This is a genomic window from Marivita sp. S0852 (assembly GCF_046591575.1).
GTDB lineage: Bacteria > Pseudomonadota > Alphaproteobacteria > Rhodobacterales > Rhodobacteraceae > Marivita.
Genome location: NZ_JBIQWA010000001.1, coordinates 624,432 through 643,452, shown reverse-complemented (window position 1 = coordinate 643,452; position 19,021 = coordinate 624,432). Strand labels below are relative to the sequence as shown.

18 protein-coding genes are annotated in these 19,021 nt (G+C 55.6%); 10 read left to right on the top strand and 8 right to left on the bottom strand.

The annotated features are described in order from the left end of the window. Window positions 1-11 precede the first annotated feature (11 nt). The gene (gene regB, locus ACG74X_RS03125) at window positions 12-1,400 is read right to left on the bottom strand and encodes a sensor histidine kinase RegB (protein ID WP_411232657.1); all 1,389 of its coding nucleotides are present in this window, start codon (window positions 1,398-1,400) and stop codon (window positions 12-14) included. A gap of 117 nt (window positions 1,401-1,517) precedes the next feature. Here regB and ACG74X_RS03120 point away from each other — a divergent pair, with 117 nt between their 5' ends. Beyond that, window positions 1,518-2,141 (top strand): SCO family protein, encoded by a 624-nt coding sequence (locus tag ACG74X_RS03120; protein WP_411232656.1) that lies wholly within the window; start codon window positions 1,518-1,520, stop codon window positions 2,139-2,141. Window positions 2,142-2,220: 79 nt separating this feature from the next. Further along, the gene (locus ACG74X_RS03115; protein ID WP_411232655.1) at window positions 2,221-2,775 is read left to right on the top strand and encodes an ActR/PrrA/RegA family redox response regulator transcription factor; all 555 of its coding nucleotides are present in this window, start codon (window positions 2,221-2,223) and stop codon (window positions 2,773-2,775) included. Between the two features lie 19 nt (window positions 2,776-2,794). On the opposite strand, the gene ACG74X_RS03110 is transcribed toward ACG74X_RS03115, so the two are convergent. Next, window positions 2,795-3,388 (bottom strand): hypothetical protein, encoded by a 594-nt coding sequence (locus tag ACG74X_RS03110; protein ID WP_411232654.1) that lies wholly within the window; start codon window positions 3,386-3,388, stop codon window positions 2,795-2,797. Between the two features lie 104 nt (window positions 3,389-3,492). On the opposite strand from ACG74X_RS03110, the gene ahcY reads away from it, so the two are divergent. From ahcY to ACG74X_RS03090, 4 genes are all read left to right on the top strand, one after another. Next, the gene (gene ahcY / locus ACG74X_RS03105; protein ID WP_411232653.1) at window positions 3,493-4,881 is read left to right on the top strand and encodes an adenosylhomocysteinase; all 1,389 of its coding nucleotides are present in this window, start codon (window positions 3,493-3,495) and stop codon (window positions 4,879-4,881) included. A gap of 161 nt (window positions 4,882-5,042) precedes the next feature. Beyond that, entirely contained in the window at window positions 5,043-6,002 is a 960-nt protein-coding gene (locus ACG74X_RS03100) for a hypothetical protein (protein ID WP_411232651.1), read from the top strand. 367 nt (window positions 6,003-6,369) lie between these two features. Beyond that, window positions 6,370-7,947 (top strand): DUF4214 domain-containing protein, encoded by a 1,578-nt coding sequence (locus ACG74X_RS03095; RefSeq protein ID WP_411232650.1) that lies wholly within the window; start codon window positions 6,370-6,372, stop codon window positions 7,945-7,947. A gap of 235 nt (window positions 7,948-8,182) precedes the next feature. Beyond that, the gene (locus tag ACG74X_RS03090) at window positions 8,183-8,524 is read left to right on the top strand and encodes a DUF2853 family protein (protein ID WP_411232649.1); all 342 of its coding nucleotides are present in this window, start codon (window positions 8,183-8,185) and stop codon (window positions 8,522-8,524) included. 223 nt (window positions 8,525-8,747) lie between these two features. Here ACG74X_RS03090 and ACG74X_RS03085 read toward each other — a convergent pair whose 3' ends face one another. The 5 genes from ACG74X_RS03085 to tsaD form a co-directional block, all read right to left on the bottom strand. Further along, window positions 8,748-9,143, bottom strand: a complete 396-nt coding sequence (locus ACG74X_RS03085; RefSeq protein ID WP_411232648.1) for a DUF1761 domain-containing protein — start codon at window positions 9,141-9,143, stop codon at window positions 8,748-8,750. A gap of 64 nt (window positions 9,144-9,207) precedes the next feature. After that, complete coding sequence (locus tag ACG74X_RS03080; RefSeq protein ID WP_411232647.1) at window positions 9,208-9,627, bottom strand: EVE domain-containing protein; 420 nt, start codon at window positions 9,625-9,627, stop codon at window positions 9,208-9,210. Continuing rightward, window positions 9,624-9,899, bottom strand: coding sequence for a YciI family protein (locus tag ACG74X_RS03075; protein ID WP_411232646.1), 276 nt, complete (start codon window positions 9,897-9,899; stop codon window positions 9,624-9,626). Before ACG74X_RS03075 ends, ACG74X_RS03080 begins: the two co-directional genes overlap by 4 nt. Then, window positions 9,900-10,856: an NAD(P)H-dependent glycerol-3-phosphate dehydrogenase gene (locus tag ACG74X_RS03070; protein WP_411232645.1), complete on the bottom strand. Its 957-nt coding sequence runs from the start codon at window positions 10,854-10,856 to the stop codon at window positions 9,900-9,902. Then, the gene (gene tsaD, locus ACG74X_RS03065; protein ID WP_411232644.1) at window positions 10,853-11,923 is read right to left on the bottom strand and encodes a tRNA (adenosine(37)-N6)-threonylcarbamoyltransferase complex transferase subunit TsaD; all 1,071 of its coding nucleotides are present in this window, start codon (window positions 11,921-11,923) and stop codon (window positions 10,853-10,855) included. Before tsaD ends, ACG74X_RS03070 begins: the two co-directional genes overlap by 4 nt. An 81-nt stretch (window positions 11,924-12,004) precedes the next feature. Between tsaD and ACG74X_RS03060 the strand changes: the two genes are divergently transcribed. From ACG74X_RS03060 to ACG74X_RS03045, 4 genes are all read left to right on the top strand, one after another. Next, window positions 12,005-12,739 (top strand): uroporphyrinogen-III synthase, encoded by a 735-nt coding sequence (locus tag ACG74X_RS03060; protein ID WP_411232642.1) that lies wholly within the window; start codon window positions 12,005-12,007, stop codon window positions 12,737-12,739. A 53-nt stretch (window positions 12,740-12,792) separates the two neighbouring features. Next, window positions 12,793-14,319 carry a hypothetical protein gene (locus ACG74X_RS03055; RefSeq protein ID WP_411232641.1) on the top strand — a complete coding sequence of 509 codons (1,527 nt, stop codon included), beginning with the start codon at window positions 12,793-12,795 and terminating at the stop codon, window positions 14,317-14,319. Between the two features lie 15 nt (window positions 14,320-14,334). Further along, the gene (locus ACG74X_RS03050) at window positions 14,335-15,849 is read left to right on the top strand and encodes a heme biosynthesis protein HemY (protein WP_411232640.1); all 1,515 of its coding nucleotides are present in this window, start codon (window positions 14,335-14,337) and stop codon (window positions 15,847-15,849) included. Between the two features lie 165 nt (window positions 15,850-16,014). Continuing rightward, window positions 16,015-16,728 (top strand): GNAT family N-acetyltransferase, encoded by a 714-nt coding sequence (locus tag ACG74X_RS03045; RefSeq protein WP_411232638.1) that lies wholly within the window; start codon window positions 16,015-16,017, stop codon window positions 16,726-16,728. A gap of 40 nt (window positions 16,729-16,768) precedes the next feature. Here the strand turns inward: ACG74X_RS03045 and ACG74X_RS03040 are convergent, their stop codons facing one another. Next, window positions 16,769-18,976: a hypothetical protein gene (locus ACG74X_RS03040; RefSeq protein ID WP_411232636.1), complete on the bottom strand. Its 2,208-nt coding sequence runs from the start codon at window positions 18,974-18,976 to the stop codon at window positions 16,769-16,771. Window positions 18,977-19,021: the final 45 nt, after the last annotated feature.

Genomic DNA, 19,021 nt, shown 5'->3' with positions numbered 1-19,021 from the left:
GCGGGAACGGACTATAAATCGAAAGGCTGGTTTTCCCCGATCCCTTCGCCTTTCGGCCGAGTTGGTGGGATGATCGCATCGTTTGGCCAAACAACTTCAACCACCGCTCCTCGACGTTTGCCTTTGCCATTCGCGCGTTCGCCGCCATTGGCAAAACTCAACTCTGCACCGGATCGTTCAAGCAGGGTCTTGGCAATAAAAAGACCCAACCCCATTCCCTCGTATTCAGGGCGGGCGGTCCGGTCGCGTTCGGTCCGGCGATTGCGCACAAACGGATCACCGATCCGGCCCAAAAGATTTGTCGGGTAGCCCGGTCCATCATCCATAATCCGAACGGTCACCGACTTCTCATTCCAGGTCGCTTCGACCCACACCGTTGCCCGCGCAAAATCAACCGCGTTCTGGATCAGGTTTCGCAATCCATGGATGATTTCGGGCCGACGCAATGTTGGAGGAGGCAGTATATCCGTGGCATCGGCTGCAAACCCTTCAATCAGAACATCTTTTCCCCGGTCCAGATGCGGTTCAGCCGCTTCGCGAATAACTTCGATCAAGGGCGCTGTGCGGATTTGCAGATCTTCTTTGCCAGCGCGCCCCATTGACCTGAGTATGTCTCTGCATCGGTCAGCCTGTTCCCGGATCAACCGGGCATCTTCTTGCAGTTCCGGTCTGTCCTCCAGATCCTCGATCAGCTCTGCGCTGGCCAGTTTTATTGTCGCCAAAGGCGTGCCCAGCTCGTGCGCGGCAGCGGCAACGACGCCTCCCAGATTGTTCAGCATTTGTGTTCTGCCAAGCGCCATTTGCGTGGCAACAACCGCGTCCGACATGGATGTCATCTCTTCGGTGATCTGGCGCGCATAAAGTGACAGAAAGACAACGGCGATGGCGATGGCGATCCATTGGCCAAAGACAAACACATCTGCAATCCGAAGAATGAACCCCTGTTCCGTACGCAATGGCAGGTGGAAAAACACCATCAAAGACACCAGCGTTAGCGCGGTTGCTCCGATAATGATCGTTGAGCGCAGGGTCATGATTGTGGCCGAGACGATGACCGGGCCGAGGATCAGAATGGTGAATGGGTTATGTAGCCCACCGGTCAGGTAGATCAGGAAACACAATTGCAGCAGGTCGAACAAAACCATCATGAAATTCTCGGCTTCGTTCAAGCGTTTGTTTTCGGGGAACACGAAGATCGCAATCAGATTGCCGACAATCGACACGCCGACCGCCAGATAGCACAGCCCCAGCTCTAACTGCAGATTGTACAGTCGCTGCGCGAGTGTGATCGCGGTCAGTTGGCCGACAATCGCAAACCAGCGCAACCAGATCATTGTGCGCAACCGTATAAAGCTGCCGCGCTGGCGCTCGTGAAAAAGTCCGAAATCGGATTGCGTCATCTGCGCCCTTTCGCCGCTTGTCTCGGGTTTGAAAATCCTTACCTCAAGTGATGCCGAGCATAATCATGACTCACCTGATGAGAAGTGCTTTGTTTTTGCGACAACAGAGAGGGCAAAATGGTACGATTGGCAGCAATTTCAGCAGTGGTGGTTGTTACCGCAGTGATTGGCGGGCTTTGGTATGTGCTTGCGCCGGGATCATCGGGCGGTGACAAATATGCGTCGTGCCGGTCGACACAAGTGGCTGGTGGCACCGACACAATTGGCGGGCCGTTCACTTTGGTGAATTCCGAAGGGCAGACCGTGACCGACCAGGACGTGATCACAAAACCGTCATTGGTGTATTTCGGTTATACATTCTGCCCCGATGTATGCCCTCTTGATACGGTTCGAAACGCAGAGGCGGTTGATATTCTGAAAGAGCGTGGGCTGGATGTGACGCCTGTGTTCATCTCGGTTGATCCAAACCGCGACACGCCCGAAGTTGTTGGGGATTTCGCAGAAAATCTGCACGAAGACATGATTGGACTGACCGGCTCTGAAGAGCAGGTACGCGCTGCCAGCCAGGCTTATCGCACCTATTATCGCCGTCAGCCGGGAGACGATGATTACTACCTCGTCGACCATTCGACATTCAGCTATCTGGTGATGCCAGAGGATGGGTTTGTCGAGTTCTTCCGCCGCGATCTTAGTCCGCAGGATGTTGCTGATCGGACCGCGTGCTTTGTAAATGCAGTCTAGCGGCACATCATTTGATCGTTGATGTTGAAAAATTCCCCAGTAATAGTGCGTTAATTCAATCGCAACCGGAGGGAACCACGTGAGCGAGCGCACAGCGGAAGATTTGGGCGAAGACAAGAGCCTGCTTCTAGTTGACGATGATGAACCATTTCTGCGTCGGCTGGCCAAAGCCATGGAGAAACGTGGCTTTGATGTCGAGACAGCCCCGTCAGTTACCGCCGGATCGGCCATAGCAACCGCGCGACCGCCTGCTTATGCGGTTGTGGATCTTCGACTTGAAGACGGTAACGGCTTGGACGTTGTCGAGGTGATCCGGGAAAAACGCCCGGACAGCCGTGTGGTGGTTTTAACCGGATACGGGGCCATCGCCACAGCGGTGGCCGCTGTCAAAATCGGTGCGACGGATTACCTGTCCAAGCCTGCTGACGCGACTGATATAACAAACGCTCTGTTGGTCAAAGGGGATGATTTACCACCGCCTCCTGAGAACCCGATGAGCGCGGATCGTGTCCGTTGGGAACATATTCAGCGCGTTTACGAACTTTGTGATCGCAACGTGTCTGAAACGGCGCGTCGGCTCAATATGCACCGTCGAACATTGCAGCGCATATTGGCAAAACGGTCTCCTCGGTAGGTCGGACGGTCGGTCCGACTTACATCTGTCCCAAAAGACACGCGTGCCGCGCTGTAAACTCCTGTCGCACCTCAACAGGCGGTCGCAGGACAATCCGCAAATCCGCAATCAAATCCAGATCAGGCGCTCCAAAAAACCTGTCCGCCTCGTCGCGCGTGAACCCGGCGATCTGGGTGGCTTCCATCCAGGCGCTGATCCGATCCGCTTTTTTGATCTGTTTTTTCAGTTTGATCGGCGTCACCGCTGGCAAGCCAAAGCGGATATGCACCGCCGCCGTTAACCGATCATCAAGCGCGCCATAACCTGGTCCGACCGCGGCTTTCACAGGCGAGATCATATCCCCGATCACGTATTCGGGTGCGTCATGCAAAAGAGCTGTCAACCGCTCTGCCGCGGTGGCCTTGGAGGACAGGCGTGTGAACAGCGTTTCTACCAATAAAGAATGTTCCGCGACAGAATAGGCGTAATCGCCAAATGTCTGCCCATTCCACCGCGCCACAAAGGCTAGGCCATGGGCAATGTCTTCGATTTCAATGTCCACTGGCGTCGGGTCCAACAGATCCAACCGCCGTCCGGATAACATCCGCTGCCACGCTCTTGGGGCTTTTGCCATTCTCGCCTCATCCGCTGTTATGCGCAATCTGCACCGCATTGCCGCAAGCGCAACCCCGTGCTACCTCCTCGCGCAACACAGTACGACATTCAGGAGCGCCACAAATGGCCAAAGATTACATCGTCAAAGACATTGCACTGGCCGGGTTCGGCCGCAAGGAACTGGACATCGCCGAAACCGAAATGCCGGGCCTGATGGCGCTGCGGGAAGAGTATGGCGAAAGCAAACCACTATCCGGGGCGCGCATTGTCGGTTCCCTGCACATGACGATCCAGACGGCGGTTCTGATCGAAACGCTTACCGCGCTGGGCGCGGATGTGCGCTGGGCGTCGTGCAACATCTTCTCCACGCAGGATCACGCGGCAGCCGCGATTGCCGAAGCAGGCGTGCCGGTCTTTGCCATCAAGGGTCAGACGCTCGAGGAACACTGGGACTACCTAGACCAGTCCTTCATGTTCCCCGAAGGTGCCAACATGATCCTGGACGATGGCGGCGACGCGACACTCTACGTTCTGCTCGGCGCGCGTGCTGAGGCAGGGGAAGACATCATCCCGGTGCCGCAATCCGAAGAGGAAGAAGTCATCAAGAAGCAGATCGCCAAACGCATGGCCGAAACCCCCGGCTGGTTCACCAAGACCCGCGACGCCATCAAAGGCGTGTCCGAGGAAACCACCACCGGCGTGCATCGCCTTTATGAATTGCACAAGAACGGCCAACTTCCCTTCCCGGCGATCAACGTGAACGACTCTGTCACCAAGTCGAAATTCGACAACAAATATGGCTGCAAAGAAAGCCTCGTTGACGGAATCCGCCGCGCGACCGACACGATGATGGCGGGCAAGGTGGCTGTTGTCTGCGGCTATGGCGATGTGGGCAAAGGCTCTGCCGCGTCCCTCGCCGGCGCAGGTGCGCGCGTGAAAGTGACCGAAGCCGACCCGATCTGCGCGCTTCAGGCGGCAATGGACGGGTTCGAGGTTGTCCTGCTCGAAGACGTGGTGTCATCAGCGGACATTTTCATAACCACCACCGGCAACAAGGACGTGATCCGCATCGAACACATGCGCGAGATGAAGGACATGGCCATCGTCGGCAACATCGGCCACTTCGATAACGAAATTCAGGTGGCGTCCCTCAAGAACCACAAATGGACCAACATCAAGGAACAGGTGGACATGATCGAAATGCCTTCGGGCAACCGGATCATCCTGTTGTCCGAAGGCCGTTTGTTGAACCTTGGCAATGCGACTGGCCACCCATCCTTTGTGATGTCGGCCAGCTTTACCAATCAGGTGCTGGCCCAGATCGAGCTTTGGAAGAACGGCAAGAACTACGACAATCAGGTCTACATCCTGCCCAAGCATCTGGACGAGAAGGTGGCCCGTTTGCATCTGGACCGGATCGGAGTGAAATTGACACAACTGTCATCGGATCAGGCATCCTATATCGGTGTGACACCTGAAGGTCCGTTCAAACCAGAGCATTATCGCTACTGACTTTGAATCTGCCTTGTCCTGTTCCGATTTAAGGGTCAAGGCAGAGAAAAACGACATCCACAAACGGCACGAGCGGGACCAACTGGTGGCTCGTGTCGTGTTATGCTTGTTCGGCGCGCCATTGAGGCTTAGGCTCCTTTATATTTTTAAGGAGTATTATTATGGCCCATTATGCGACCCGCAAACAAATTGGCGATCAGCTTGATTTTATCATCACGATCTGGCGCGAGAATATGAAAGCTGCCTTGGATGGAATGTCTGATCCTGACATCGACAGTGACACCTTTCTCAAAAAGGCAAGCCTGCTTTCAACTGGTAAGGATGCGGTTACCTCGTTCTGTCCCGCGTCAAGTCCTGGCAAGCTGATTGCCGAGGTCTCATCCAACGCAAAGTTTGCGCCACCTGTATTTATTATGAGCCAGGCAGCGGCAGGTTTCGACAAAGCGTATGACGCCTATATTGCAAGCCACCAAAGCATGCTTGATGCAAAGTACAAAACGATCAAAGACGATCTGTTTAACGCGATTGATGATGCGTCGATGGTGTTCAAGTCCACAACCTATGGCCAGAATATAATCGACACGGTTTTTGGAAAATTCTCTAAGCTCCCCTTTGAAAAGCCTGCTGATCTTGATGTTTTTATCCGCCTGTTCGTATCGGAGAACCGATTTATCGAGACCGACAAGAATGAACTCTCAAAGCGCGTCGACAAAGGGTACGGACAGCTGTGCCGCACCATCATGGCTTTGTATCTGGGGTCGCGGCGTGGTCCCGGACAGAACCAGCTTGTCTTTGATACGGGAAAAACGCAGATGACGCGACATGGCTCACCCTTTGTGACCAAAACCGTTACGAGTAAGGCATTGCAGGATAAGGTGATTGCCGAAGCCTGGAAATATCGCGCTGACCATGTCGACCGGTTTTGGTTCGACAAAAAACCTGATGTGACGGTATTTCGCCGGGTTCACTCCAAGCCGTCCCGCCTTGACGTGACCTATGTCGGCCCTGGCTTTCCCTTACAGGACGCGATGAAGTCCGCCACGGCCAGTTTTACGAAAAAGACGGGCCGGGAGCCCAGTTATGATCCAGCGGTCGCAACGAGTTTGGGTCTTCTTAACTAGCTGTCGGGAACGCCATTTAGCCCTGTAAACATCAGCCAAACGCGTCGTGCCACCCTGCGGTGTCAGGCAGATTTGGCCTATCGGCTGCGCGCAGATGCCCAGTTGGCTTGTTCACAATGCCACAACCGGCCAAAAATCGCCGACCTGATGGATGGCGTGGTTGCGGCGAACGTGTGAAATGTTAGTGCGGGCGCTGAAGCAAGAGTGTGGGGCTTATCCCAAACCGAGCAGTAAACGGTGCTTTCTGGACTTGTATCGCAAACTGCGCTGCGTGGTGTGGCAAATACGTGTCGCGCTGAAAAGACGCGATACCTGTTGTGTATGCCGCTTTGCACGGAACGACCCCTGCGGAAAGCCGCTTGAGTGAATGAAGAAAGACGACGGCATGGAAACGGTTGATGTCCAAAACAATACGCCAAAGGGACCTGTCACGATTCTCGGCGAGGCGTATGTCGGGGAAACCTTGATTGCGCGCCCCAACGCAATCGGTGACGCGGACGGGATTGACCATACAACTGCCGCGTTTCAATGGCTTCGTGATGGAGAGCCGATCATAGGAGAAACGGGCCGGACCTATGACGTCAGTACCGTGGATGTTGGGCACACTCTAAGCATTCAATACAGCTATATGGATCTGGGCGGGACATTGGAGGTTCTGATCAGCGATCCCGAACCAGCCGTCCCGCCCGCTGGAACTCTGAAGCCTGAAGATGACCAGCCGTTCAATCCTTTCGCGGTTCTTGGTGAGGCTGTAGTTGGTGAAACGCTGACCGCGCGCCCCAATGGCGTATTTGACGACAATGGCATCAATCCCAGCACTGTCGCGTTTCAATGGTTGCGTGATGGCGAGGCGATTCCCGGGGCGACCGGGCAAAGCTATGATGTGGCATGGGCAGATCTGGATGCAGAATTGAGCGTCGTGTATTTTTATGAAGATCTGCTTGGCAACAGCAAATCGGTCACAAGCAACACAAAGCCCAGCGTGATCTCAACGTCCCTGAACGGGCCGAATTCTGATCAATATGCGCCATCGATTTCTGACGATGCATCGAACGAAAACAGTCTTATCGGGACGTCGGGCTCTGATACGTTGATCGCCGCTCCGGGTGTGACGCAGATCAGGGGTGACGACGATTTAGACACCGCCTTTTTTGCGGGAAATCAGTCAAACTATACTGTGATCATCGAATCCGATCAGGTTTTGGTAGACAACCATGCACTTGGTGCAGACGGTATGGTTGTGCTGGAGTCTGTCGAATTGATTGATTTCGGAACGGAAATAGAAGCTTTCTCGGGGCCGTTGGATCTTGCGACAATCGGCGGGGCGGCCCGCCTGGACACAGCAGAGCTTGAGTCACTGGTCGAGCTTTATATCGCTTATTTCAACCGCGCGCCCGACGCTATCGGCTTGAATTTCTGGAGTACGGCACGCGCCGACGGGATGTCGCTGGACGCCATTGCGTTATCTTTCGCTGATCAGGAAGAAAGCCGCGCGACCTATTCGGCAGACATGTCTCACTCTGCGTTTGCAACAGCGGTTTACAACAATGTTCTGGGCCGCACGCCGGATCAGGCTGGTTTTGAGTTTTGGGTTGATGCCCTAGAAAAAGAAACCGTGTCTCGGGATCAGTTTATTCTGAAGGTTCTGGAAGGGGTCACGTCAGAGTCGGATGTTGACGATGATGCGGCCTTTGCAGACCAGAGATTGGCAGACAGAAAGTACCTTGAGGACAAGGTTGATATCGGCGCGTATTTCGCAGTCCATCGCGGTATGTCGGACGTGGACCACGCGTCGTTGATCATGTCTTTGTTCGATGGTTCTGATATCAGTATCGACGATGCCGTTCTTGCCATTGATGATCATTATCAGGATGCTTTGAACCCGACGGATGGCGCATTCCTGTTGCAGGTTGTCGGTGTGCTCGACACGCCATTCGGCCTTTAGAATTTGTCACAAGCGGGACGACTACACCGCCTTAGAGTTGCGCGGTGTCAGAGCAGGTGGGGCTTGTCTGGAGGGACAAGCAACGCGTGGCTTTGGGAACTCCTTTGGCGGGAAAATACGCTGATAGACTGCAAAACGTGATTTTTCGTTGCCTGAACCATGCGTTTTTGCCACCTTTCGCGTGCTTTAGGGGCCGGACCTCTGGGGATGCCAAAATAATCAAAGGGAGACAGTGATGGGCAAGAGAGACGATTTGATCGCGCAATATGCGGATGATCTAAAAAACAAATGCGGCATGACGCCTGACATGGATTTGCTGACGAAAGTAACCATCGGCTGCGGACCTGCGATCTACAATGCGGATGCGTCTACAGTCGCTGGATCACAGGCCTCAGAATTGGAGACCGTTAAGACCAATTTCTTGATGAAAAAGCTGGGCCTCGCTGATGGGCCTGAGCTTATGGATGCAATTCATTCGGTACTTGAGACATATGGCAAATCCGAGCGCAACAAGTACCGCGCTGTCGTTTACTATATGTTAACAAAGCACTTTGGCAAAGAAGCGGTTTACGGCTAAGTGCCATTTGAAACACGAGACAAGGCGTCCATTTCCGGACGCCTTTTTCTTTTGAGTCAATTTATCCGCATTTGCCATTTGGTGATCAGCGCAACGTCTTGTATACAATTGATGACGGCTAGGACGGCCGAAACCAGATCAGTTGACGCGCGTGGTGACTTGGGAGCGCGGGGACGGAGGGTTTCGGCACTTGCCGGAGCCCTCCGGTTTATCGCGACGCAGTTTAGATCAATGTCAGAACGGTGCCTATGATTGCACTTCCAAGGATCGCATACCCCCCGTCTATGACGATAAGTGTCAGTGGCTTGCCGGCAAGCCCGTAATTCGTGGCAATCCAGGGCGCTGCAAAACACGCTCCTATGCCAAGACCCGAGGTAAAGCCTTTGCGCGGTGTGACAATGTCCAGCATATTGAACGCATAGTGCATGGTTGCCGCAACAATCACTGCGCACAGGATACCGATGATATAAGGAAGCGGCCTTTTCCAGTTCGTGGGCTTGCCGTTTTCATCCAAAGTGACGTCAGACGCTGCACTCCACGATTTCGCGAAAATGCTGTACCAGATTGCGCCGAAAACCAATGCGGCAAGGCTGGCCATGGCAACGGATATAAACGACATCAAGGTCCTCGCCGATGATTAGCAGCACAATTGGTCCGTTTCGTACACTGTGACGCCAGCCCCATTATTCCGTCAACCCGGCCAAACTGCAGACAATCCGCCATTCGTCTTCTGTGACCGGTTGAACCGACAAGCGCGAATTGTTGACCAAGACCATGTCGGCAAGCCGTTCGTCAGCTTTGATCTGGTCCAGTGACACGGGCTGTTTCACAGCTTTCACGGCTTTGATATCGACGCATTCCCAGCGGTCGTCATCGGTTGTGCTGTCGGGATGCGCCTCGGCAATGACTTCGACAATCCCAACAATCGATTTCTCTTTTTGCGAGTGGTAAAAGAACCCCCTGTCTCCGATCGCCATCTCGCGCATGAAGTTGCGCGCCTGATAGTTGCGCACGCCATCCCATTCTTCGCCATCATCGCCTTTGGCGACTTGCTGGTCCCATGACCAGGCAGAGGGTTCAGATTTGAAAAGCCAATACTTCATTTTTCAATAACCCGCTTCCATGGGATCAGTTCAACACTCTGAAACAGATCGGCTTTGGCATAGGGATCATGTTTGGCCCAATTTTGCGCTTCGGCAAGGTCTTTGACCTCAAGCACGATCAAGGAGCCGATCATTTGGTCATCGGTCCCCAAAAGCGGTCCGGCTTGTTCCACGATACCGGTCGATTTGACGTAGGCCAGATGCGCATCCCGGTTTGCTTTGCGGATTTCCAGGGCCCCATCCTTGTCGCGGGCAATCAGAGCAACGAGCATTTATTCTTCCTTTAATGGGCGTGTCATGAGCGTGTGAATGGCGTCGGGAATTGTTGTTGAACCGTCAAGAAGATGTGTCACCATTTCTGTGATCGGCACATCCAGGCCGTGTTTTTCCGCAAGCGCCAGCATTGCGCGCGCTGTTGCCGCGCCTTCGACGGTGATGTTCGGATTGAAACGGTCACCGCGACCAAGCGACAGGCCAAGCCGATAATTGCGAGACAGATCAGAGGTGCAAGTCAGGGCAAGATCGCCCAGCCCGGACAGCCCGTTCAAGGTTTCGGGCTGTGCACCAAACGCCGCGCCAATCCGCTGCATTTCCGCAAACCCGCGTGTGAGCGTGGCCGCCCGTGCGCTGTCACCCAAACCAGCGCCGACAACCGCACCACATGCAATTGCGATCACGTTCTTTAACGCCCCGCCCAGTTCAGCCCCAACCGTGTCGGTTGTCCGGTACAGTCGAAGTGTGGGCGTTGTGAGCAGGTCTTGCAAAACCATCCCAACGTCAGGCTCAGCACACGCCAGTGTCAACGCCGTTGGCCTGCCGATGGCAATATCTGCGGCAAAGCTGGGACCGGTTAGAATGGCGGTTGTCGCATTGGGTGCAGAGTCGGCAATGACGCGTGTCGGGCCCAAACCTGTGGACAGTTCGATCCCTTTGCAACAGGCCACCAGCGGCGCGTCGGGTAATGGGCCAACGGCAAGTGCCCCACGCAGCTGTTGAAGCGGCACGGCAATCAAAAGCGCCCGGCTGTGTGTCAAGTCGTCGATGCTGTTCGTGACGGACAGGTGATCTGGAAAAGCGGTGTCTGGTAAATACCTGTCGTTTTTTTGCTGTTGTGCCATGGCGCGGGCATGGTCTGGAGATCGTGCCCAAAGCAGGACCGGCGTTCCGGTCTGCGCCAATGCAATGGCAAGAGCGGTTCCGAATGCGCCGGCACCCATGACCCCGATCATGCCTTGGCACCTTTCTTGCCACTGCCCAACGCGGCGGGTGCATTGGTGTCCAGGGGCCATCTTGGGCGCGCGGACAGCGTAAGGTCGTCTGCCCCCTCTACCGCGAATTTTTCTGCACCGGCATGGGCGATCATCGCGGCATTATCCGTGCAGAGCGCCAGCGGTGGTGCCACAAACCGCAGGTCATGCTGGCTGGACAGGTCGTGCAAAGCGTCTCTGAGCGAGCTGTTTGCCGCAACGCCGCCGGCTACGGCAAATCCGGTGATCCGGTCCGATGCCGTTAGGGCCCGGCGGGATTTCTCAACCAGCACATCGCGCACCGCAGCTTGAAAACCGGCGCATAAATCGTTGATGTCGTGTTCATGCAAGCCGCCCTGATCAAGGATCAGTTTGTCCCTTTGACGCAGCAAAGCGGTTTTCAATCCCGAAAATGACAGATCACATCCAGGCCGATCCAAAAGCGGGCGAGGAAATGAAAAGCGTGTTTCGCTTCCCTCTTTCGCGCGGCGCTCTACAGACGGACCGCCCGGTTGCGACAGCCCCAACAAGCGTGCGGTTTTGTCAAAAGCTTCTCCGGGCGCGTCGTCAATTGTGCTCCCCAAACGCGCGAATGTTGTCGGGCCATCGACCCGTAAAAACTGGCAATGACCGCCAGACACCAAAAGGATCAGATAGGGATAGCCCAACCCATCTGTCAGGCGCGGCGTCAGTGCATGTCCGGCCAGGTGATTGACTCCAATCAGAGGTTTTCCGGTTGCCGCGCTTAGCCCCTTGGCCATCATCACACCAGACAGCACACCGCCGATCAGCCCTGGCCCGGCTGTCACCGCAATTGCATCAATGTCACTCAGCCCCAGCTCTGCCGCGTCAAGCGCCTGTTCAATACACAGATCAAGCTTTTCCGCATGCGCGCGTGCCGCTATTTCGGGAACCACACCGCCAAAGGCCGCGTGCAATTCGGTCTGGTCAGCAACGACAGAGGACAGGATCACACCATTGCGCACAATGGCTGCTGCCGTGTCGTCACAGCTGCTTTCCAGCCCTAGAACTGCGAGGTTCTGTTTCATCAGACTTCCCGTTGCGCCCATGCAAAGGACCAGTTACCACCCTTGGGTGCTGCTCACAACAACCGGGACGGTATGGCTGCGATGCGCCCGCTCTTACTTTTGACGCGCCCGACGGCGTCGTCACACATCTTTTGGGACGCTCTGTCCGGTCAGTGCCGTGCGTCGGTTGACCCATTGATCAATCCGCTTTTGTCGATTCATGTGACCGGGCCGTTGCCAAATCTGGATGGCATCAAAGGTCTGATTTTCACCTCAGCCAATGGGGTAGACGCCTATCAATCTTTGGGCGGGCCAATCCTGAATGTTCCTGTAATCGCAGTTGGCGAAGAAACAGCCAGCGCCGCGCGGGCCCTTGGATTTTCGGTTTATGTGGCGGGTGGAACCGCAGACCTTCTTTTTGATCTGGTTGTCGAACAGAATTTCGAAGGCCCGTTAATGCATTTGCGCGGCGAGGTCGCGATCCAGCCGTTGGCACAAAGGCTGACAAAAGCTGGCGTGAAAACGCAGGAGGCTGTTCTATATGAACAAAGACTTGAAACATTCTCGGCAACAACCAAGGAAGCTTTGTCGCAAGACAGACCCATCATAGCCCCGGTATTCTCACCCAGGACAGCGCGTCAGCTTAGTAGCGAATCGGAGCAGCTTGGCGCAATGTGGTTTGCAGCGATCAGCCCGGCGGTGGCCGATGCGTTGCCCAAAACCGCAGGCATAAGGACGTGGGTTGCCAAAGCACCCAGCCGCAAGGAGATGGTGCGATTGGTGGAAGAAATAATCACAGAGGCCGTGACGCTTGAGCGATCCAAGCGTCGGCTGTAAGGTATAGTTGACAGTCGTGTCTTGTAGACTTGACAGATTCGAAGGAATAAGCGGTGGCGAAACGCAAAAGCACGGACAAAACACAAAAAGAACAGGCCGAAAGTAAGGTCGGGGCCGAAGACGTGGTGAACGCTTCCGACGATCAGACCCCCAGCGCGCCATCAGAGCCAAACGACGACGCGGCTCAAACGCTGGATCAAACGGATTTGGTTGCAAAAGCTGACACTGATGCCGAAACTGTTCCGTCTGATATGACGGATGATACGGTCGAACATTCAGAGCGCCTTGATGACCCGGACAGCATTGAGGCGCTTGAAGGCGAAGATACCCTTGCCGCTGCCGAAACCGATACAGTGACCGGCAATGACGCCGAAACCGATACGGACCGTCCCGAGACAATTGATGGCACGGCGACAGATGACGGTGTGTCTGAGGGCGAAACTTCACCCGAACACGACACGCCGGAGGATCACCTGACCGAAGAAGAGGCCGAACGGTTGATCACAGAGGCGGAGTCAGTCGACACCACAATTGACGATCCCGAAATCCCAGTCGAGCCGCGCGAAGACGACGTGCAGCCACAAGTGATCCGCGAAACCACTGTCGAACGCAAAGGCGGGTTCGGGTCTATGGTGATCGGTGGTGTTGTTGCTGCCGCCCTGGGATATGGCACAGCCGCGTATATTTCACAGGATCTGTGGCCATTTGAGGCCGCCGAGGATGGGTTTGAAACGGAAATGCGCGATGCCGTGGCATCGCAGGATACTGCGCTGAGTGATATCTCTGCCCGTGTCGATGCTCTTGAAAACGTTGAAATTCCAACTGTGGACCTGACGCCGCTGGAAGAGCAAATCACCGTGGTGCAATCGACGGCTTCTGATCTGTCTGCGCGTCTTGATGGCATGGTCGAACGGATTGATGCGCTTGAACGACAGCCCATGGAACAGGCAGTCTCGCCCGAAGCGATTGCCGCTTATGAACGTGCGTTGGCGGATCTTCAGTCAGAGGTAGAAGCGCAACGCGCCGAAGTTGCACAGATGGCAGAGGAGGCCGTTCAGGCCGAAGACAACGCCGAAGAACAGGCACGGCTCGCAGCGTCTCGTGCCGCCTTGGCCGAGGTGACAACCGCGCTGGAAACCGGGGCCGGATACGCAAATGCGATTTCTGTGCTGTCCGAAAATGGCGTTGATGTGCCAGAGGCCTTGTCAGTGCAGGCCGATGACGGGATTGCAACACAAAATACGCTTGTTGAACGCTTTCCTGATGCGGCGCGATCGGCACTTTCAGCAGCGCGTGAGGTAGAAACCGAAGCGGCCGAAGGCGCAAACCGCGTTGCGACGTTCTTTGCAAACCAGCTTGGTGCGCGATCCGTTGCCCCACGAGAGGGAAACGACCCCGATGCCGTCTTGTCACGCGCGGAAGCAGCCGTCCGGTCGGGTGATCTTGGCACGGCGCTGGACGAAATCTCTGCGCTGCCCGAGGTGGCGCAAAGCGCACTTGCGGATTGGCAGGCCAGCGCACAAACACGCCTTGAGGCGAAAACAGCCGCGGACGCGCTTGTCCAGCAGCTACTTCAATAATTAGGGGGGCGTCTGATGCTTTGGTCTCTTTTTAAGATCGTTCTGTTTGTTGTTATCGTCGCGGCCCTGACACTTGGTGCGGGCTACCTGATCGAAAGCAGCGGTGGCATTCAGATCACCGCCGGCGGCGTTGAATTCACACTTGGGCCGCTTCAATCGGTTATCGCAGCTTTGCTGGCAATTCTTGCTGTTTGGATTTTTCTCAAACTGTTTTCACTGCTCATCGCGACGCTCAGGTTCATCAACGGGGACGAAACAGCCATATCGCGCTACTTTGATCGCAATCGCGAACGCAAGGGGTTCCAGGCATTAAGCGAGGGGTTGATGGCGCTGGCGTCTGGCGAAGGCCGGTTGGCCATGGCGAAGGCGACCAAAGCTGAAAAATACCTGCACAAGCCCGAATTGACCGATTTGATCACGGCGCAAGCGGCCGAAATGACCGGAGATCAGAAGAAAGCCGAGGAGGTTTATAAGCGCCTCGTGCAGAACGACTCCACCCGTTTTGTGGGTGTGCGCGGATTGATGAAACAAAAGCTCGAGGCGGGCGACACCACAACCGCTTTGAAACTGGCGGAACGCGCATTCGCGATCAAACCAAAGCATGAAGAGGTCCAGGACACACTTTTGCGGCTTCAGGCCCAATCTGCCGATTGGTCGGGGGCGCGGAAAACGTTGAATGCAAAGCTCAAGCATGGGGCATTGCCGCGTGATGTGCACAAACGTCGGGATGCCATTCTTGCGCTGTCAGAAGCAAAAGACGTTCTGGATGAAGGCAAGACGATAGAGGCTCAGGAAGCCGCTATTTCGGCGAATAAATCGTCGCCCGACCTGATCCCGGCGGCGGCCATGGCGGCACGCAGCCACATCGCGCAAGGGCGGCCCAAATATGCGGTTCGTTTGCTCAAGAAGGCGTGGCAAGCTCAACCCCATCCTGATTTGGCGGCTGCGTTCGCTGAAATTGCACCCAATGAAAATGCGCAAGACCGTCTCAAACGGTTTCGCCAACTGACTGCGATACGGCCCGAGCATCGCGAGACCAAACTGCTTTTGGCCGAGCTGAACCTTGCTGCAGAAGATTTCCCCGAAGCGCGCCGGTCCCTGGGCACTCTGGCGGAAACAGATCCGGACACACGCGTGCTTGCAATCGCTGCTGCGATTGAACGCGGGGAAGGTGCGTCTGACGCTGTCGTCCGGGGTTGGCTGGCGCGTGCATTGACCGCGCCGCGTGGTCCGCAATGGGTGTGCGAGAACTGCAATACGATTCACACCGAATGGGTGCCAATCTGTAGCACCTGCAACAGCTTTGACACGCTGAGCTGGAAGACACCGCCGCAAAGCGAAACCGTTCTGCCCGCAGGTGCCGAGATGCTTCCACTGATCGTTGGATCGCTTGAAGACACGTCCCCCGAGGCCCCCGCTGCCGAGGATGGCGAGGTCATTGAACCAGATCCCCACACAGATCCAGTTGTGGAGGCAGCGGCCGATCCAGAACCCGCAGTCGATCAGCCAGAGCCTGAAAAAGTCAAATAACAGATCATTTCATGAAAAGAGTTTTGATGAGCCAGCTTTGCATGACGCAAGGCTGGCTCGGACATTTTAAGGCACAATGAATAATCTGTTTCCAGATTTTAATGTGCATTTGCCTTGTATCTTAAATTTGCGTCCCCATTTGAAAAAGGTAAATCGGGGTTCTGCATGTCGCATGTTTTTGATCACAACATCCACATTCTGCCGTCCGGTACGCCGCTGACTGTCACAAGACCCCGGTCGGACGGCGTTCTTTGTCCCGAAGGGATCGCATATTGCCGGTCGAAGAATATTCCAATTGCCTTTGATCCGCTGCAAAGCGGTTGGGTCACGGCACAGGTTCAGGATGATCTGGCCCATTCCGGCGTTCATGATCAGCGTGCAGAACACTCAAACGACGCAGATGATCTAAACCTCCGCGCGTGGACGGCATCTGATATCGCGCGTTTTGTAGAATTGTTGGATGATCCGCATATCTGGGCGCATATGCCAGAATCCTATCCTGATCCGCTCTCGCCAGATTTGGCCAAGTCATTGATCGAGATTGCGAATAACAGTCCTCATCATCGGGTTTACGCAATCCTGCTAAAGGATGTGCCGGTTGGTCAGGTGCGGGTGGAATTTGGTAGAAACGAAGAAAGCCATCACACGGCCGAGATCAGCTATTGGATTGGCCGGGCGTATTGGGGCCAGGGCATAGCCAGCGCCGCCGTTCAACGCTTTGCGCAGCATTGCCTGTCGGATCATCCGGACCTGAATGCCCTGATCGCGCGTGTTAAACAAGGCAATGCCGCGTCGGTCCGGGTGTTGGAGAAGGCAGGCTTTGTTCAGGACGGACCGGATCGAACACCGGAATGGCTTCTGCTGCGCAGGACGCGTTAAGGTTCAGGTAAGGTCTTATCAGAATATTACGGTTGGTTTGCTAACCCAGCTCTTTCATCCCCAAACGCACAGCACGATTGGGATTTTGTTCCAGAATATAGGTCCCTAGTGATTTGGCCAGATCGGTATGGCCTTTGTCCACCGCGCGTTTGAACAGCTCTCGCTGATAGCGTGGGAAGCTGCGGCGCTGGCGCAGCATCTGGTAATAGTCTTCGCTTGTCAGCGTGCCATTCAGCGCACCAAGGATGATCGGGCTAAGGATGCCCATCTGGTTCAAGGAACTGCCAAGGCGATGCCCCAAAAGCGGAGCGCGCAGGTGTTGCACGTTCTTGCCCGTGAACCGCGCGGCGTGTTGGGCATCAAGCGGCTCATACGGGTCAAACAGGATCGACACCCGGTGCGCCGCCTTGCTGACCTTCGCCGCATCGCCGTATTTCCCGGTGAAGTCCCGGTCCCACACAACCTTGTAGCGCGTTTCCCAAGGTACAACGGTTTTGTCCACCGTCGATTGGGGCGAAATCGCCACGACGTCACATCCCGGTGCGGCAGGTGAAAACGCGCAGGCCGCGTAGCCGCCCATTGACGCGCCGTAAAAGACCACGCGTTTGAACTGCTTGAAGAACCCGCTTTTCTTTAGATCATCGAACTGGTCATAGACCCATTGCTCCCGATACCAGGTCCAGCCGCCCGCAAGCACACCCAGCATCGACCAATCCTGATCCTTGATGAAGGAATACCCCCACGGGCGGCGATCTTTGCGTTTGGTCATGGCGATGTCGAGGTTGTCGAACGTCACCACCAACGTATCGGGGTCGCGCGGCACGTAGAGGAAGCTGTGCCCGTTTGTGCCGGGCCGATACCAGCCGTCCTTGCCCGCAAGCTGCAGCGCGATGTCGTCCCAACTGTCATCCTGCACAGGCTCTGGCGGGTTCGGTTCCACGCGGATGCGGGTGACAGGTTTACCGTCATCTTCACGCTCGGACAGCTTGGTATTGCTGCCATACGCCTTGAGAAACGGAAACGCGCCAGAGCCTTTGCGCACATCCATGAACACGCGGGTGTCGGAATGCACGCAGCATTGCAAGAACGGCTCAAGAAACTGCGTTTTCCACTGATCGCCAAAGCCGTTCAGATTGCAGAGCACATCAACCGACCGCAAATCCTTTTCAGAGCGGATGACCTTGATGCGGTCTGGATCAACCTCGTTGTCCGTCAGAAAGGTGATGTAGTCCGCCAGCCAAGGCATGTCCTCGCCCTTGAACTTGGCGCGGCGGTTTGTGTTCACCAGATGAATGTCGCAGTCGAACTTGTGGTGCAGCGCCAGCACGAAACTGCGCGCCTGTCCGGTCAGATCGGCGACAGTGCTGACCTCCTCCAAATCAACCTCATCAATCAGCGCCCCATCAAAGGTTTGCTTCCCCCGCGCCTTGATCGGGGCCAGCGCCGGGGTAATGCCGTGTTCCTGCACCAGCTTTTCAAGGTACGATCCCTTGGGCGGTAATCCGTTATGCAGCGTGCCCAGCTGCTTTTTGTTCGATGCCCAGAGGTGCAGGGCGGTGGTCTCATCGGTGATCAGCCCCTCGGCAATGTCCGCTTGGCGCATGAACTTGAACCGCTCGCGGAACGTGATCGGGTAGAACGCATTGAGCGGCTGCACATGCTCTTCCAGCCCAAGCGCATGCACGTAATGCGTGACCATCATCGGCCCCCACACGCCCCACGGCTGTTCGGTGATGTGCACAGGCTTGCCGCGCTCCGCCTTCTTGCGCATCTCTTCACGGCGCTTTTTCGGCAGGAACGGTGCGATGGAAAAGCGGTCTGACGTGAAGTCCAGCATCTGCTTCAGGGCCGGGCTGTCAGCGGGCAGGCCAAGAACCGCGTTGTTGACCCGGTGTTCACCGGGCAGTTCGTAGCCGAACACGTAATCGCTGTCATAGTCCATCGGGCGGTGGCAATAGACATCCGTATCCACCCAGATCATGCCGGGGTTCTGGTGGATCATGTGCAGACGGAACCAATCGGCAAAAAGCGCAAAGCTGTTCTTTTGCTCGTACTTGATAAAATCGTCGGTATCGATCACCTCGCGCCCGTCGCGGCGCATCACACCGTCCGGCACGTTGGGAATATCCTCGTAACTGAACAGGGTGATCTTCTGGCCCTTGTCCACAAAGGACTTGAGGCACAACTGCTCCATCCAGGAAAGCGGCCCCCCGATCCAAAGCGTTCCAACCTCGCGGGTGCGTGGCATCTGCATGTCCTCAATCACGTCAACGTCTTGTTAGTGTGCGTCGAT